This is a genomic window from Burkholderia sp. 3C (assembly GCF_054589155.1).
Map to the genome: position 1 here is coordinate 24,634 of NZ_BAAILN010000010.1, position 16,395 is coordinate 41,028.

14 protein-coding genes are annotated in these 16,395 nt (G+C 64.6%); 9 read left to right on the plus strand and 5 right to left on the minus strand.

Annotated elements, in window-relative coordinates:
* Nucleotides 1-41: 41 nt before the first annotated feature.
* The 6 genes from ACYP33_RS00815 (at nt 42) to folE2 (ending at nt 7,827) form a co-directional block, all read left to right on the plus strand.
* A complete protein-coding gene (locus ACYP33_RS00815) occupies nt 42-905 on the plus strand; it encodes a DUF3304 domain-containing protein (RefSeq protein ID WP_459619072.1) in 864 nt (287 codons plus the stop codon).
* The gene (locus tag ACYP33_RS00820) at nt 898-1,737 is read left to right on the plus strand and encodes a DUF3304 domain-containing protein (RefSeq protein ID WP_459619130.1); all 840 of its coding nucleotides are present in this window, start codon (nt 898-900) and stop codon (nt 1,735-1,737) included. The genes ACYP33_RS00815 and ACYP33_RS00820 overlap by 8 nt, the downstream gene beginning before the upstream one ends.
* 1 nt (nt 1,738) lies before the next feature.
* A complete protein-coding gene (locus ACYP33_RS00825) occupies nt 1,739-4,033 on the plus strand; it encodes a hypothetical protein (protein ID WP_459619074.1) in 2,295 nt (764 codons plus the stop codon).
* A gap of 136 nt (nt 4,034-4,169) precedes the next feature.
* Nucleotides 4,170-5,321 (plus strand): GGDEF domain-containing protein, encoded by a 1,152-nt coding sequence (locus ACYP33_RS00830; protein ID WP_459619076.1) that lies wholly within the window; start codon nt 4,170-4,172, stop codon nt 5,319-5,321.
* 329 nt (nt 5,322-5,650) lie between these two features.
* Nucleotides 5,651-6,868 carry a zinc metallochaperone GTPase ZigA gene (gene zigA, locus ACYP33_RS00835; RefSeq protein WP_459619078.1) on the plus strand — a complete coding sequence of 406 codons (1,218 nt, stop codon included), beginning with the start codon at nt 5,651-5,653 and terminating at the stop codon, nt 6,866-6,868.
* A 59-nt stretch (nt 6,869-6,927) separates the two neighbouring features.
* The gene (gene folE2, locus ACYP33_RS00840) at nt 6,928-7,827 is read left to right on the plus strand and encodes a GTP cyclohydrolase FolE2 (protein WP_459619080.1); all 900 of its coding nucleotides are present in this window, start codon (nt 6,928-6,930) and stop codon (nt 7,825-7,827) included.
* 80 nt (nt 7,828-7,907) lie between these two features.
* Here the strand turns inward: folE2 and ACYP33_RS00845 are convergent, their stop codons facing one another.
* Nucleotides 7,908-9,011: a GlxA family transcriptional regulator gene (locus ACYP33_RS00845; protein WP_459619081.1), complete on the minus strand. Its 1,104-nt coding sequence runs from the start codon at nt 9,009-9,011 to the stop codon at nt 7,908-7,910.
* A 109-nt stretch (nt 9,012-9,120) separates the two neighbouring features.
* A complete protein-coding gene (locus ACYP33_RS00850) occupies nt 9,121-9,483 on the minus strand; it encodes a winged helix-turn-helix transcriptional regulator (protein WP_414448607.1) in 363 nt (120 codons plus the stop codon).
* Between the two features lie 101 nt (nt 9,484-9,584).
* Between ACYP33_RS00850 and ACYP33_RS00855 the strand changes: the two genes are divergently transcribed.
* On the plus strand, nt 9,585-10,520 hold the full coding sequence (locus tag ACYP33_RS00855) for an NmrA/HSCARG family protein (RefSeq protein WP_459619084.1): 936 nt from the start codon (nt 9,585-9,587) through the stop codon (nt 10,518-10,520).
* A 40-nt stretch (nt 10,521-10,560) separates the two neighbouring features.
* Here ACYP33_RS00855 and ACYP33_RS00860 read toward each other — a convergent pair whose 3' ends face one another.
* Complete coding sequence (locus ACYP33_RS00860; protein WP_459619086.1) at nt 10,561-10,728, minus strand: hypothetical protein; 168 nt, start codon at nt 10,726-10,728, stop codon at nt 10,561-10,563.
* A 130-nt stretch (nt 10,729-10,858) separates the two neighbouring features.
* On the opposite strand from ACYP33_RS00860, the gene ACYP33_RS00865 reads away from it, so the two are divergent.
* Both ACYP33_RS00865 and ACYP33_RS00870 read left to right on the plus strand, forming a co-directional pair.
* Complete coding sequence (locus tag ACYP33_RS00865; protein ID WP_459619088.1) at nt 10,859-12,367, plus strand: methyltransferase regulatory domain-containing protein; 1,509 nt, start codon at nt 10,859-10,861, stop codon at nt 12,365-12,367.
* A gap of 332 nt (nt 12,368-12,699) precedes the next feature.
* On the plus strand, nt 12,700-13,851 hold the full coding sequence (locus ACYP33_RS00870) for a porin (RefSeq protein WP_459619090.1): 1,152 nt from the start codon (nt 12,700-12,702) through the stop codon (nt 13,849-13,851).
* Between the two features lie 45 nt (nt 13,852-13,896).
* On the opposite strand, the gene ACYP33_RS00875 is transcribed toward ACYP33_RS00870, so the two are convergent.
* Nucleotides 13,897-14,172: a hypothetical protein gene (locus ACYP33_RS00875; RefSeq protein WP_459619092.1), complete on the minus strand. Its 276-nt coding sequence runs from the start codon at nt 14,170-14,172 to the stop codon at nt 13,897-13,899.
* Nucleotides 14,173-14,442: 270 nt separating this feature from the next.
* Nucleotides 14,443-16,326, minus strand: a complete 1,884-nt coding sequence (locus tag ACYP33_RS00880) for a DUF3857 domain-containing protein (RefSeq protein WP_459619094.1) — start codon at nt 16,324-16,326, stop codon at nt 14,443-14,445.
* Nucleotides 16,327-16,395: the final 69 nt, after the last annotated feature.

A 16,395-nucleotide genomic window follows, 5' to 3' on the forward strand; every position in this document is an offset into this window, starting at 1 on the left:
GGGCGGGGGCGGTGGTTGGCCGGGTTGTGGCGGCGGCGGTGATGGTCGTGGCGCTGGGGGCTTGCGGGAAGTCGGAGCCGACGTACGGTGGTATTTCGGTCATGGGGCAGAATTATCTGCCTTTCAACCTGATCCGCTTCACGGTCACGGACGCCTACGGCAACAAGGCAAGTGGCGGTGGCGATGATCCGCCGGGTGAGGGTGGTGGCCGGGTCGCCTGTTGCTACAAGCTGAAAGGCACCGAATTCACAGTGAAGTGGCAATACTACGATGCCGATCAATGGATCGCTGGAGACAAAATACGTTTTTCCGCCGAAGCCAAAGCATCGATGCCCCCCACGAAAGCGCCGGACCACGTCGGAGAAAGACTTCTGGAAGTGCACTTCTTCCCGGATCACCACGTCGAGCTTCAGTTTCCTGGAGGGTTGAACGACGCGTCTCGAATTCCGATGGTCGATGTCATGAGATGGATGAGGCAGTATGAGTCGCAAATCAAGAAGCAAAACGGCGAAGAGGAGTATCAGCAGTTCCGTCATGTTGGGCGCGTCGTTGCAGCGGCGTGGCTCAAGTATCGGCTGACGGATCTGCAGGATCTGGAGCAGTACGCTTACTTCAGCCTGCTGGTGAACGAACAGTTCGATGCGCAAGCCGATGTGCAGCGGATACCGCAGGCGAGCAAAGGCACGCCGGGGGCTTTCGCGAAGGCGATTCGGTCGCTCACGCCGAGCGTGATGGCAGAGTTGAAGCGCGACAAGTTCGCGCCTGTTGCGGTGCCGGCGATTGCCGATGGCTTGCTGCCGCCGCCGCGCACCGAAACCGTCAGCGGCAGCATGCCGGAACGCGCTCGAATCAAGTCGAGCGCCATCGGACAGAACATCTATCGGAAGGACGATGCAAATGCGTGATGGTCGGAAAATATTGAACTGGTCGGCCCGAGCGTTTGTCGCTGGCGCGATGATGGTCTCGTTGTCCGCTTGCGGGAAATCGGAGCCGACATACAACGGCATTTCGGTCATGGGGCAGAACTACCTGCCCTATAACCTGATCCGCTTTACGGTGACGGATGCCTATGGCAACAAGGCGACCGGCGGCGGCGATGACCCGCCTGGTGCAGGTGGTGGCCGAGTCGCCTGTTGCTACCAACTGAAAGGCACCGAATTCACTGTGACATGGCAATACTACGATGCCGATCAATGGATCGCCGGAGACGAAAAACGTTTTTCCGCCGAAGCCAAAGCGTCGATGCCCCCCACGAAAGCACCGGACCACGTCGGAGAAAGACTCCTGGAAGTGCACTTTTTCCCGGATCACCACGTCGAGCTTCAATTTCCTGGCGGCTTGAATGACGCGTCTCGAATTCCAATGGTCGAGGTCATGAGATGGATGATGCAGTACGAGTCACAAATCAACAAACGAACCGGCGAGGGAGACTATCAGCAATCTCGCCATATCGGCCGCATCGTTGCTGAAGCGTGGCTCAAATATCGACTGACAGACCTTGAAGACCTCAAACAGTATGCGTATTTCAGCCTGCTGATCAACGATCGCTTCGACGCACAAGCGGATGTTCAACGCATCTTGCAGGCCAGCAAGAACAAACCTGGTGCATTTGCCAAGGCGATTCAAACTCTGTCGCCCAAAATAAAGGCAGATTTGTCTCGCGGAAAATTCACACTGGTCGCCGTCCCATCCGTCCCGGACGGCTTGCTGCCTCCGCCGCTCTCGAAGGAGAAATAGCATGGACAGCCAACGCAAACTCGATCCGGACGACGCAACTCCGGTATCGGTATTGCTCCAGGTTTCCAAGCAGAATGCCGCAAACTACCCGGCGGATACGTGTTTGCCCTGTGGGGCCGTGATCCGCATGGGATTTTTCTTCGATGCGTTCGGCAGAAACCGCGATATCGACGACCCGGAAAGTTCGCAGTACTCCAATATTTGCCGGCTGTGGGAAGCGCATTGTGCGAATACCGATAAGCACCGGCCGGTTAAACAGTTCTGGTACGCCTTTTACTACTCGGGCCTCGGCACGCCGCTCAATGAGGACTCCGACTCAAGCGCCATCAAGAATGCGACCGCCGCCGCAACCAAGATGGCCACGGCCAAGGTAGTCAGCACGGCTAAATCCACGGCCGAATCGGTGAGCAAGTCCTTTTTCCGCGTCAAGGATCCGCTCGAAAAAGCCGATGTGAAATCTCGTGCCGAAAAGGCATTGAAGGAATCCGCCAAGGAATTCTCGTTCCGCCCGCTCGAAAAGGCGTTCGAGGATATCAAGAAGGAGATCAAGGGAATTCCGGCGGACGCCCGACGCATCACCAACGTGCTGACTTCATCCTCTGAACGCCTGCTCCAGCGCTCGAAAGCAGCCGGCAGCCTCGTGCTGAAAGGGGCCAAGGACGATACGATCGGCGCCCTCAAGAAGAATCCGCTCAAGGCGCTCGGCACCGTCGCGCGCAGCCTGTTCGCGGGCATCATCATGGAGAACGTGCCGATCGTCCGCGACAACGCCTTCATGGCGATGTACTTCGGCACCGGCATCGATACCCGCCTGCTCGCCGCGATGGACCAGTTCAAGGCGGCCTACAACGCCGTGCGGGCACAAATGCCTCATGTCGGCGTGATCGAAGTGTCGGTGTTCGGCGCCGATCGAGGCTGTGTGCTCGCACGCACCTTCGTCAATGCGCTGGCAACACAATACAAGCAGACCGACGACCTCGATCTGGCCATAGACGGCGTCAAGATCAAGATCAAATTCCTTGGCCTGCTCGACGCGGTGTCGTCCGTCATGTCGGAAGAAGCGAGCCAGGTGGTCGGGCTGGTGCCGTTCATCAACGTGATCAAGACGGACTACAAGGATCGCGCGCTGGACGTGCCCCCCAGCGTGGAGCGCTGCGTGCACTTCGCGGCGGCGCACGAAAAGCGCTGCTACCAACGCCTCGACAGCCTCGAAAAGACGCGCGGCGAACAGTTCCTCTATCCGGGCACCAGTTGCGATGTGGTTGGCGGCGCAGTCAAGGGATCGCTCGGCTTCAATGCCGAATTGATGCGCATCCCGCTGCGCGACATGCTGCTGGAGGCCATGAAAGCCGGCACGGCGATCAACTCGATGGAAGAAATGGCGAATGGCAAGCCATTGACGTTCAACAAATTCTCCATCGCCAAGCCCATCACCTGCGAAGGCAAGCAATACCGCGTCCGCCACCTGGTCGACGCCTACCAGGCGCTCGTCCCACGCAAGGCCGGGCTCAATATCCTCGATCACGAAAAGATCTTTCTGCGCTGGATCGCCGTGCGCTATCAGGACCCGGAGTTCCGCAAGACGATTTCGGACCCGGTGGAAAAATGGCGCAGCGATTACGCGGCGGCCGATTATCAGCGCAAGCTCACCAAGAGCAAACTCGACGCCGAAATGCAACGTCAGGGCGTCATCATGAGCATGATCTCGACGCGCCCGCCGGAGGATCAGGCCACCTTGCTCAAACTGAAGGCCGAGCGCGACGCCGCTGAAACGCATTTCGAGAATCTCGTCGGCACCGCGCCGCGCGATTTCACCAGCGTCTGGACGCGCTTGCAGAACGACGCCGACCGGCTCGTGGCGAAGGCCGGCAAGCAGGATCAGCGCAAGAAAACGGCTGAATCACTCCGTAGCGCCCCTCCCGACCCCTACGGCTTGGGGGGCGCGCAAATCGCGGCGTCCGTGCTCGAATATGGCTTGTTGTCGGACGACGAGATGGCGCTCGTCGACGCCTGGAAGGAAGGGATCGGCGGCAAGCACCCCCTCCCCGCCGACGTCATGGCGATGTTCGACATGCTCGTTCACGACACCTTGCTGACCAGTTGGCAGGATCACGTTCTGGCCGACACGCTCTACTTCCGAACCCGCGACACCGACACCTTCGGCTCGACCGACAAAAAAGCCGAAGACGAGCAACGCAAGAAAGACGACCAGAAAGCCGCCGACACCGCCAGGCTCGCCAAGCAAAAGCAGGACTGGGCGAAAACCATGCAGGGCATGCCGCCGATGCTCCCCTGACCGCCAGCGGCCGGCCGCGGCGCTCGCCGCGCCGGCCCCGAATTGAACAAATTTGACGTTCTCCGAGTTGTCCGACGTTAGGCGTAAAATGCCGCCTCGCCCCAGCGAAGCACCGCCCCGGGCCTACACGTCAGTCATGCACGTCGACCTTCTTACCCTATATTTCCTCGCGATCGGAACGTTATTCGCCAGTGCCGGCCTGACGTTCTGGGAACACGCGTCACACCCCAAGCGCAGCAAGGCATTGCGAATCCTGGCTGCGGGGTACGCGACGCTCGGCGCGGGATGTGTGATCGTGCTCGCGCGCACCGCGCTGCCGGGCGTGCTGGGGGCGGCCATCAGCAATCTCATCCTGCTCGGCGGCTATCTGCTGATCCTGGGCGGGGTGGCGGCCCTGAGCGGGCGGAAGGTGTTGCGGCTCTCGGTCGGCCTGCTGCTGCTCGACGCGCTGGCCTGGCTGATCGTCGGCGCGCACTGGCCGCAGGCGATGTGGTTCTACATCAGCGCCGGCCCGATCGCCCTGGCCAGCGCGCTGACCGCGCGCGAACTGCTGCGCAGCGCCAGCCTGAAGGCATTCCAGACGCGCCGCATCGCGATCGTGGTCACGAGCCTGCACGCGCTGCTGTACGCGGCCCGCATGCTCCTGCTGCCGATGCTGGCCGAACGCTACGGCTCGCCGCTGGTGCTGCTGGCCAGCCAGATCACGATGTACGAAGGCGTGCTCTATTCGGTAATCCTGCCGATGACGCTGCTGCGGCTGGTGCGCGAGGAAACCCACAGCCGCCTGCTGCGCGAGGCCCAAACCGATTACCTGACCCGCCTCGGCAACCGCCGCTGGTTCTTCGAGGAAGGCGCGCTGGCGATCCGCAAGGCGGAGGGCAAGCAGCCGTTCGCCGTGCTGGCGCTCGATCTCGACCAATTCAAGAGTATCAACGACCGCTTCGGCCACAAGGCCGGCGACGACGTCCTGAAGTCGTTCGCCGCGGTCGCCCGCGCGGTGCTCGGGCCGGACACGATCCTGGCGCGGATCGGCGGCGAGGAGTTCGCGGTGCTGTTGTCGGGCTACGACGCCCAACGCGCCCACGATCTCGGCGATTTCATCGCGCAACGCTTCGCCGCCGAGGTCACCGTCAATCGCGACGGCACGCCGATCCAGGCGACGGTCAGCGTGGGCCTGGCGCGCTACGAACACGACGTGCCACCACTCGTCGACATGCTGGCCGCCGCCGACGCGGCGCTCTACACGGCCAAGTCGCTCGGCGGCAACCGGCTGGTACGCGCGGCCTGACGGCTGACGGCGGCTGACGGCGCGCCGCCGCGTGCGTCGCTCGATATGTGATCGGATCGAACATCGCGCGGGCCGCCGGCGCACCCCTACCGGGTCGAACCGCTCGCGCGCAGGCGCGGCGAAGCAGCGACAAACGGCATTCACCGTTGCCCGCCCGGCTCCCGCCGCCACCCGCCCCCGACTTTCCCCTTCCCCCCGCCATTCCCCCTCGTCGAAACTCCGCGCACGCATCGAGATGATATAACGTATCATTTCGATCACCCGGCGCCGGATCGTCCCGTGACCGGCAACCCGGCCCGCCGCATCGCGCCTTTCCCCGAGATACCACGATGAGTCAAGACACCCTCACGTCCTCCCCGCCCGCCCGGCTGCCGGTCACGGTCCTGTCCGGCTTTCTGGGCGCGGGCAAGACCACGCTGCTGAACCACATCCTCAACAACCGCGAAGGCCGGCGCGTCGCGGTGATCGTCAACGACATGTCGGAGGTCAACATCGACGCGGCGCTGGTGCGTGAAGGCGGCGCCGAGCTGTCGCGCACCGACGAGAAGCTGGTCGAGATGAGCAACGGCTGCATCTGCTGCACGCTGCGCGAGGATTTGCTGCAAGAGGTGGACCGCCTCGCGCAGGAAGGCCGCTTCGACCAGATCGTGATCGAATCGACGGGCATCTCCGAGCCGCTGCCGGTGGCCGAAACGTTCACGTTCGAGGGCGAGGACGGCCGCTGTCTCAACGAAAGCGCCCAGCTCGACACGATGGTGACGGTGGTGGACGGCTACAACTTCCTGCGCGACTACAGCTCGCGCGACAGCCTGCAGTCGCGCGGCGAATCGCTCGGCGAGGAAGACCGCCGCACGGTGGTCGACCTGCTGATCGAGCAGATCGAGTTCTGCGACGTGATCGTGCTGAACAAGATCGACCTGCTCGAAGGCGACGACCGCGAACGGCTGACGGCGATCCTGCGCGGCCTCAACCCGCGCGCGCGCATCGAGGCGGCCGAGTTCGGCAAGGTGCCGCTCGACCGCGTGCTCGGCACCGGGCTGTTCGATTTCGACGAGGCGTCGAAGGCGCCGGGCTGGCTGCAGGAAATGCGCGGCATGCACCGCCCCGAAACCGACGAATACGGCATCGGCAGCTTCGTCTACCGCGCGCGCCGCCCGTTCCATCCGCAACGCTTCCACGCGCTGGTGGAAAGCGAATGGCCCGGCGTGGTGCGCTCGAAGGGCTTCTTCTGGCTGGCCAGCCATCCGACGCTGGCCGGCAACTGGTCGCAGGCCGGCGCGGTGGCGCGTCATGGCCCGGCCGGCTACTGGTGGGCCGCCGTGCCCGACGAACGCTGGCCGGACGACCCCGAAGCCGTCGCGCTGATCCGCGCGAAATGGGACGACCGCGTGGGCGACGCGCGCCAGGAAATCGTGCTGATCGGCATGGAGATGGACGAGGCCGCGCTGCGCGCCCGCTTCGACGCCTGCCTGCTGACCGACGCGGAAATGGCGCAAGGCCCGCAAGCCTGGGCCGCCTGGCCCAGCCCGTTTTCCGATTGGTCCTGACTTGAACGCGCGCCCCATGCCGTGAGCCGGTGGGGCCGCCCCACCCTTTGGTTCTCCGTATGAACGAAGCGCTTCCCGACGTCTCCCTGACCGACCTCGCCCCCAACCTCGGCCCGCTCGAATGGGTGGGCATGCGCGGCATCGATGTGCCCGTCACGCTCGACGAACCCGGTTACCGGCGCACGCTGCATGCGCGCGCCGATCTGCAGGTCGATCTGCCCGCCCCGCACGTGAAGGGCATCCACATGTCGCGCCTGTACCGGCTGCTCGACGAACACGCCGAGGCCGGCCCGCTCTCGCCGGCCGGCCTGCGGCGGCTGCTCGAGGCGATGATCGACAGCCATCGGGACTGCGAAACACGCAACGCGCGGCTGCGCCTGCATGCCGAATTGCTGACGCGCCGCCCGGCGCTCGTCACCGAAGGGCTGTCGGGCTGGAAATCGTATCCGGTGCGCATCGATGCCGAATTGGCCGGCGGACGCTTCGCATTGCGAAGCGAAGTGACGGTGGGCTATTCGTCGACCTGCCCGTGCTCGGCCGCGCTGTCGCGGCAACTGATCGAACAGGGCTTCCAGCAGGCGTTCGAAGGGCAGGCGATGGTCGACCCCGCCGCCGTGAGCGCCTGGCTGCGCCGCCACGCGACGCTCGCCACGCCGCACAGCCAGCGCAGCGAGGCCTGCGTCTCGGTCGGCACCGACCGCGATGCGCCCACGCTCGGCCTGCTCGCGCTGATCGACCGCATCGAGGCGGCCGTCGGCACGCCGGTGCAGACGGCCGTGAAGCGCGCCGACGAGCAGGCCTTCGCGGCGCTCAACGGCGGCAACCTGATGTTCGTGGAAGATGCCGCGCGCCGCATCCAGGCCGCGTTGCACGACCAGGACGATGCGCGCGTGCAGGTCCGACATCTGGAAAGCCTGCATCCGCACGACGCGGTGGCGTGGTCCGCGCCGTCGCGATAGAAGCAAGCGGGGGCGCGTGCCATGCGATTTCGGCAGGCGATGTGTCCGTGGGCGTCGCCGGGTCCAGCGCCGCGCCGCGCTCAATAGAATTCGATCCGGTCCGGATAGACGTCGCGCCAGTCATGCGCGGCCGGGGCGCCGCCGGCGTCCCGCGCCCGTTGCGTGCCCTGCGCACGGTAGCGCACCGGCGGCAGCCCGAAATGCGCGCGGAATTCGCGGCTCAGGTGCGAGCCGCTCGGGAAGCCGCAACGCACCGCGATGTCGGCGACCGGCTTGTCGGTCCGCGCCAGCAGCCACGCGGCGAACTGCAAACGCATCTGCTTGCAGTAGGCGCGCGGCCCCATGCCGGTGGATTCCTTGAACAACCGTTCGAGATGGCGCACCGACAGGTCGAGCCGCTCGGCCAGTTGCGCCGGCGAAATGCCGGTGGCGATGTGCTGCTCGATGATCAGCGCGGCGCGCCGGACCTTCGGATGGCAACGCTCCGGCAAGCGGCCGCCGGGCGCCTGCGGCGCGTTGGCGTCGTCGGGATGCGCGATCTGCAGGATGCGCAGCGCCTTGTCCACCACGAACGCGTCCACATGCCGGCGCAGGATCGTCGCGGCCACGTCGGCCGACGCGCGCCCGCCCGCGCAGGTGATGCGATTGCCGTCCGCCACGAACAGGCGGTCCGACACGATCTGCTGCGGATCGAGCGATGGAAACGCCTCGAGCAGGTCCTGCGCATGAAACCAGCTCACGCAGATCTTGCGCCCATCGAGCAGCCCGGCTTCGAGCATCGCGAAACTGCCGGTGCACAGCCCCACCACGGTCGCGCCGCGCTCGGCGCAGCGCGCGAGAAACGCCAGCGTGGCGCGCGAGGCGCGATTGCGCCCGCCGAGCAGGCCGCCCACCACCACCACGTAGTCGTAATCGGGTTGCTCGCCGAACCCGCCGTCGGGCACGATCTGCGCACCGCAACTGGCGCGCACCGGGACGGCCTGTTCGGTCAGCAAGGTCCAGTCGCAGCGCACCCGGCCGCTGCGGTCGCCCGAATCGCTGACGAGGCGCAGCACGTCGACGAACGCCGCGAACGCGACGAGCGTGAAATCGTTCAGCAGAACGAAGGCAAACCGACACTTGCCGACGCGCGGGCCGGCCTCGACGGCGGGCGTGGCATCGCGGGAGGAAACGGACAAATCCATGACGGAGATCGTGCTCGCGAGATCCGGACCATCGCACTCGATCGTTCGGATGTTGAAGGCGCCATGACGGCCCCGGGGATCATACGCCCGCAACCGGGCGCCCGGCCGCCTACCCGCCCCCTTGCGCGGCGAACGCCTGCCGCGCCGCCATCACCGCCTCGCGGTGCGCCACCGTCCAGCCGAGGATCGCCTGCAGATGCGGCTCCAGCGAGCGCCCGAGCGGCGAGATTGCATAGGACACCGCAACAGGCGCCGTGCTGACCACCGTGCGCGTGATGAAGCCGTTCGCTTCCAAACGGCGCAGGCACTGCGTCAGCGCCTTCTGCGTGATGCCCTCGTTGGCGCGGCGCAGCGCGTTGAAACGCATCGGCCCGGCGCACAGGCAGCCGAGCACCAGCAGCGTCCATTTGCTGGTGATCTCCTCCAGCACGAGGCGGTTCAGTTCGAGGTCTTCCGGGGACAGCGAGGCCATGGGCGGGATACTCCGGGCTACCAGGTAGCCTTCAGGTGCGTAATTGCGTTCAGGTATCAAATGTATACCATCAACGACCTCTGACACTGAGGAATACGAAGATGGCAATCGATCGGGAACGCACGCACGGCGTCGTGCTGGTATTCGGCGCGACGGGGCAGCAAGGCGGCGCGGTGGCCGCCGCGCTGAAGGAACAGGGTTGGGCGGTGCGCGCGTTCGTGCGCGATCCGCAGGCGGACAAGGCGCGGGCGCTGGCTGCGCGCGGCATCGAGCTGGTGCGCGGCGATTTCGCCGATCCGGATTCGATCAGGACTGCCATGCAGGGCGCGTATGGCGTGTTCAGCGTGCAGCCGAGTTCGGGGCAAGGCGCGGCCTATAACGTGAGCGACGAGCAGGAAGTGCGCTACGGCACGACCATCGCCGATCTCGCCGTGGAAGCGGGCGTGCAGCACCTCGTCTACACCTCGGTCAATGCGGCCGGCCCCGAGAAAACCGGCATGGGGCACTTCGACAGCAAGTCGGCCATCGAGGCGCACATTCGCGGCCTCGCGCTGACCAGCACGATCGTGCGCCCGGCCGGTTTCATGGAACTGCTGATGCTGCCCGGCATGGGTCTCGATCAGGATGCCTACACGTTTTTCCTGCGGCCGGGTCAGGCCGGTCAGACGATCGCCGCGCAGGACATCGGCCGGATCGTCGCGAAGATCTTCGCCGCGCCGGCGCGCTTCGCGGGCCGCACGCTCGAAATCGCAGGCGACCAGCTGACGGCCGAAAGCCTGCAGGCGAGCCTGAGCCGCGCCGCCGGGCGGCCGATCCGCTACGCGCGCTTTCCCGACAGCCTGCTCGCCCAGAACCCGTTCCTGAGCCGCCTCGCCGAATTGTTCGACGACGGGCGGCTGGCCGGGCGCGCCGATATCCAGGCGCTCGAACAGGAGTTCGGCCCGCTGCTCGACTTCGACGCGTGGCTGGCCGGGCCGGGCAAGCCGCTGTTCGAGGCGGCGCTCGCCGCGGACGCGGCGCAGATCGCGCTGCGTTGAACGCGGCGCACGCCTCGGCTAGCCACCTCAGCCAGCCGCCTCAGCCGTCCGGCTTCACGGCCGTCAGATAAGCGACGCGCTCCGCCGACACCATCCGCCCCGCCGCCACCTGCGGCCGCAGGATCTGCTCGAAGAAACGCCGCTCGTTCGGCGTGAATTGCGTGTATAGGCGCGCCCGCCTTATGACAAGCCGAAGGGCCGCCGCCATGGCGCGGCTTCGCGCGGAAATCCACACCCTCGCAACGCCGATGGACAAGCCGCCCCGCGCCGTGAGAGGCTTCGGCTCACGCCGGCCCGGCCCTGGCGCCGGGTGCGCCTTCAGGGAAGCGGAACGGATCGTGAGCGATTGGACAGCCGGCAACATCGACGGGATTGCCTACACCTACGGCTATTGCGATGAACTGAATCCGCTGCGCCTGCCCCTGCCGTTGTTGCAATCGGGCTTCGCGCCGCCCACGGTGCGCGCCGCCTGCGAACTGGGCTATGGCCACGGCGTCAGCGTCAACCTGCACGCGGCCGGCTCCGACAGCCGCTGGTTCGGCACCGATTTCAACGCCGCGCACGCGCGCTTCGCGCAGCAACTCGCGCAGCAGGCCGGCTCGCAGGCCACGTTGTGCGCCGACAGCTTCGCGGCGTTCTGCGCGCGCGACGATCTGCCGAACTTCGACTTCATCGGCCTGCACGGCATCTGGAGCTGGGTGGCCGACGAGCATCGCGCCTGCCTCGCCGAGTTCATCGAACGCAAGCTCAACCACGGTGGCGTGGTGTACGTCAGCTACAACACCGAGCCGGGCTGGGCCGCGATGCTACCGGTGCGCGAATTGCTGCGCAGCCATTTTCACGCCGGAGCGCAACATGCATCGCCCGGCGAGGCGTCCGACGAAGCACGCGCCTTGTCGCAGGTCGCCCAATCGGTGGCGTTCCTCCAGCGCGTGATGGCCGCGCAACCCGGCTATGCGCAAGCGAACCCGCAACTGGCCGCGCGCATCGATGCGCTGTCCGACGACGATGCGCACTACCTTGCCCACGAGTATTTCAATCGCGACTGGCAGCCGCTGACGTTCTCGCAAGTGGCCGCCACGTTCGGTGCGTGCGGCCTGCGTTATGCGGGCTCGGCCGATTATCGCGATCACGTCGACGAGATCAACCTGACGCCCGCGCAACGCGCGTTGCTGACGGAAATCGACGACCCCGTCGTGCGCGAGACGACGCGCGATTTCTGCACGCTGCGCTCGATGCGTCGCGATTACTGGATCAAGGGCGCGCCGGCGCTCGGCGCGGAAGCACGCCAGGCCGCGCTGCGCGCGCAGCGCGTGATGCTGGCACTGTCGCGCGAAGCCGTGCAGTTGAAGGTGCGCGGCGCGCTCGGCGAGGCTGCATTGCCAGTAGCCACTTACGGGCCGATCCTCGATGCGTTGGCCGGCCATCGCCCCACGAGCCTCGCCGAGATCGAACGGCACGCGCACGGGCTGACGTTCGATGGTGTGGTCAAGGCCGTCACGTTGCTGGTGGGCAGCGGCGTGTTGCTGAACGTTCAGGATGACGCACGAATCGCCGCCGCGCGGAGCACATCGGCCCAACTGAACGCCGCCATCTGCGAGCAGGCGCCGCAACGCGGCGACGTGCAGTTCCTGGTCAGCCCGGTGTCCGGGTCGGGCGTGCGGGTGCCGCGCGTGGCGCAATTGTTCCTGCTGGCGCGGCAGCGCGGTTTCAGCGAACCGGCGCAATGGGCCGCGTTTGCCGAAGCGGCGCTCGATGGGCAGAAGAGCAGTCAGGCACTGCGAGAGAAAGCGCAACGCTTCGCCGACATGCATGTGCCGATATTGCAGGCGCTGGGTATCGCCTGAATGGCATTAACGTGACGACTTTCAGCCACACGCCATCTGGAATTGAGAATTGCAATTAGCTGAATGACGTAGCACGCTTTAAAAGCGATCGCGTCTCGCCGGCCTGCAATTCACAGCTTGAAACTCGCAGATCCATTTGAATGACAAGGATATTTTCAGAACCTCTCGCACCTGATTTCCATATCGCGCGAGCGCATATCCTTATCCATTCCATCCTGCAACCCATACCCGAACTTCATTCATTTGGACTCCCGAAGCCTGACGTTGGGAATCGAATTTCACGTCTTTAGCATCCGTTTTCACCTCACACGCTAAAGCGACAATTCATCCAGATGTTCAAAAAAATCATTCAGACCGGGGTGCTCCTCGCGGGCTTCGTCTCGCCGTTCGCGCATGCACAAAGCTCGGTCACGCTCTACGGCCTGATCGATGCGGGCCTCATGTACACCAACAACGTTGCCAAGAACGGGCAACACGGCGCGCTGCTGCAAGCCACCAGCGGCAACATCAACGGCAGCCGCTTCGGCGTGCGCGGCAGCGAGGATCTCGGCAACGGCTACCGCGCCGTGTTCGTGCTGGAGAACGGCTTCAACCTCCAGAACGGCAAGCTCGGCCAGGACAATCGCCTGTTCGGCCGCGAAGCCTATGTCGGCATTCGCACGCCGAACGCCGGCTTCGCCGCGCTTGGCCGTCAATACGATTCGGTGGTGGATTACGTGGCGCCGCTGTCGGCCGAATCGGGCTCGTTCGGCAAATCGAGCTTCGCGCACCCGTACGACAACGACAACATGGCCGACCTGCTGCGCTTCAGCAACGCCGTCAAATACGCCAGCCCGAATTTCTCGGGGCTGCAGTTCGGCGGCCTCTATGCGTTTTCGAACAGCACCGGCTTCAGCGCGAACCGCGCGTGGAGCGCGGGCGCGCGCTATGCGAACGGGCCGCTCTCGCTGGCGGCCGGCTATTTGCAGGTGGACGGCACCAACAGCACGAACACGGCAGGCGCGTTGGACACCGCCGAATCGAGCGCGAACGGCGTGGCCGGCTTCCAGCTCGCCGCGCGCGTGCAGCGCGTGGTGGCGGGCGCGGCGCGCTATCAGGCCGGCGCCGGTTCCGTTGCGTTCGTCTATTCGCACAGCCAGTTCGAAGGCAGCCAGGCGTTCGGTTCCTCGAACGGCCAGGTCAGTTTCGACAACTACGAGTTGAACGGCCGCTACCGGCTCGCGCACCATCTCGATCTGGGGCTGGCCTATGTGTTCACGGCCGGGCACGTGACGCGCTCGGCGTCCTACGGCAGTTCGCCGAAATGGCAGCAGATCGATACGCAGCTCGTCTATTCGTTGTCACGGCGCACCGACGTGTATCTCGAAGGGATTTATCAGCGTGTGAGCGGGCAGCACTACGTGGCGTTGATCGACACGGCGGGTGGCGCATCGGGTTCGGCCACGCAGGTGGTGGCGACTGTCGGGCTGCGTACGCGGTTCTGAGGAGAGCGATGCGGCCGGCATGATGCACAATCGCACCGCACCCGCTCATAGGCTTGTTTTTGAACGTTGTAACTGACGGTAGAACTCATCTTCCAGCATGTTGCGCATCCATACCTTAACCAACCCGGTGCTCGGGGTGACTACACCGTCAACCGTTGTACGACGCGTGTAGCTTCCCCATGTAAAGAATGCGACAAGAGCGATTGCCGAGCACATGGAAAAAGTGGTCAGTACACCGAATGACATGGGCCGGATCAATACGATCTTGCCGATCATTGGAGCCTGCTGCGTTTTCCGGGCTTCTTCGCGAAATAGCGTCACGGTGGTGGCCTAGTCCGATCGATTTAACGTGTATGCGCATGGCGACCTCGCCCTCAACGGCAGCGTTATGGCGCACCTACGAGAGCCCTGACTAAAGACCAAGTGCGTGCGACTGAGCGCCTTGCGGCAAAGGTTTCCGGCGCTTGCCGATGATTAAGTCAATGCGCCATGTTGGACGATGTGTTGAATATTTCTTGTCAACAAAAAAGATTCAATTGTCATCATGAAAGGGGGCCGTGCAAAACGGGAACTCACTGTAACCGCCTATTTTCAATAGACGATTTGCGTTCGCAAGTCGCGCTTGACCAGCAGCGCGAACTTGCGGAACGCCGGGTAATCGACAGGCTCGATCAGTGGGCCCGAAGGCTGCAACAGCAGTTCGCGCGTGACGGTCACGACATCGCGGTCGGCACGATAGCTGGCCTTGTAACTCCCCAGCGGCGAGTTCAGAGAGACCGCCGTCGGTAGGCGCGGAACCCGTACACCGGCCGGCAAGGTGAGGACGGTGGTCTCGATCACGTGTCTTGCCGGCACCGCGATCGGGAACTGCCGTGACTCCGGGCCGGCGGATTCAAACGTCGCAGAGATGTCATTGAAGCTGCCAAGACCTGCAGGAACCGGGATCGCGCCCGGCCCCGGTAACAGCGCGTACTCGGGCAGGCGGAACTCCGAGCTATAGACGAAGGGCTTGGTGAGATCTCGCACGTCGGTGTAATGATAAGTGCCGGTGCCGTCCTGCCCTGTCAGGGCGAGTATGCGCTCCGCAACCTGGGTCTCCATGCCCGGCGGCAGCGAGGCGAATACACTGCGCGCATTGAGGTCGAACACGCCTTCGCTGTCGATCTGGCTACTGCCCTGTAGCGTGCCGTCAGCCTCCATGCCGATACGCCGGGTCACGCGCACCATGTCGCGGGCCGGATCGCCGAGCGGCAGCGTGCGCAGACCGCCCGCCCGCTTGTCGGCGCCGGCCACCAGGCCACGCTTGCCGAGTTCGGACGACGGTAGCACGCCGAAGCGCGCCAGCATGGCGGTCGAATCGACATACAAGTCGAACTCGGGGATATAGGTGATCGCGTGATTGAATACGCCAAGCGGCAGCGCGACCTTTGGCACCCAGTAGATGTTGTCGCTGTTGACTAGCACTGGCTGGCTGGCGATTCCCTTGGCGGCCAGCAGGGCCTCGAGCAGGCTCACGTGATCCTTGCAATCGCCGTAGGCAGTAGCCACGACCGCATCGGCGTCGCGCGGCACCACCCCACCCAGGCCGAGATAAAGCGCCACATAGCGGATATGTGTGCTGACCCAGTTGTAGATAATCTCGGCCTGATGACGCCGGTTGCTCACGCCTGCCGTCAGCGAATCGGCCAGGGCCTGCACGTTCGGCGTGACGGCCGCCTTCGGCATCGCGCGCTGTTGGTATGCTGCGCCGATCGCGGCATAGTCGGCGAAGCTGGTGATCGCCACGCGCGGGCTGCGGTCGAGGCTGGCAGTGGAATACAGTTCTGGCGTGCGCGCCGGCTGCTTCGACAGCGACCAGCGCCAAACCTGAGTGTCGGCCTCGCCACCAGGTTGGCGGCCGCCCGGGAGATCGACCGCGTCGGCCTGCAGTGGCATCGCCATTGGCGCGCGCACCGTCAGATGCATCGATTCGCGCGGCACATTGTCGCTGAATTGCTCAAGCGCCGAGAACTGCCCCGGGAACAGCGGCGTCTTCTGCGTGAGGCGGTAATGCAGCATCAGTTTCGCGCCGACCTCCACCGCCGGGAACACCACCACCTTGAGGCGCTGGTCGACGAACATCGGCGCGCGTGCGCTGGCCGGGCTCTGCTGCTCGCGGATCTGATCTGGGGTTATGTCGATGCGACGGCCATCCTTGGTCAGCGTATAAGCCTCGACAATCTCGAGAGCCTGCAGCGAGGTGCTGTAGCCCAGCGAGGATTCGCCGCCCTCGCGCACGCCCTGCTCGGTGTCGATGCGGTCGAGTTCGATGACGTCCTTGGTATAGCTGCCGTCGGCGTGTACGTCGTAGATGATGTCGTGGGACAGGACGGTCGAATTGGCACGGTATTCGGCGGCATGTACAGTCAGACTTGACGCCGAAAGAATCGACAAGACAAGCTGCGTCATCAGCCGATAAAGGGAAGTGCGAGTCATTGTTGTGTACTTCCAATCACGTTTATTTAATTGAAATCGACAAAGAAAGTCGTGCAATTTAATGGGAAA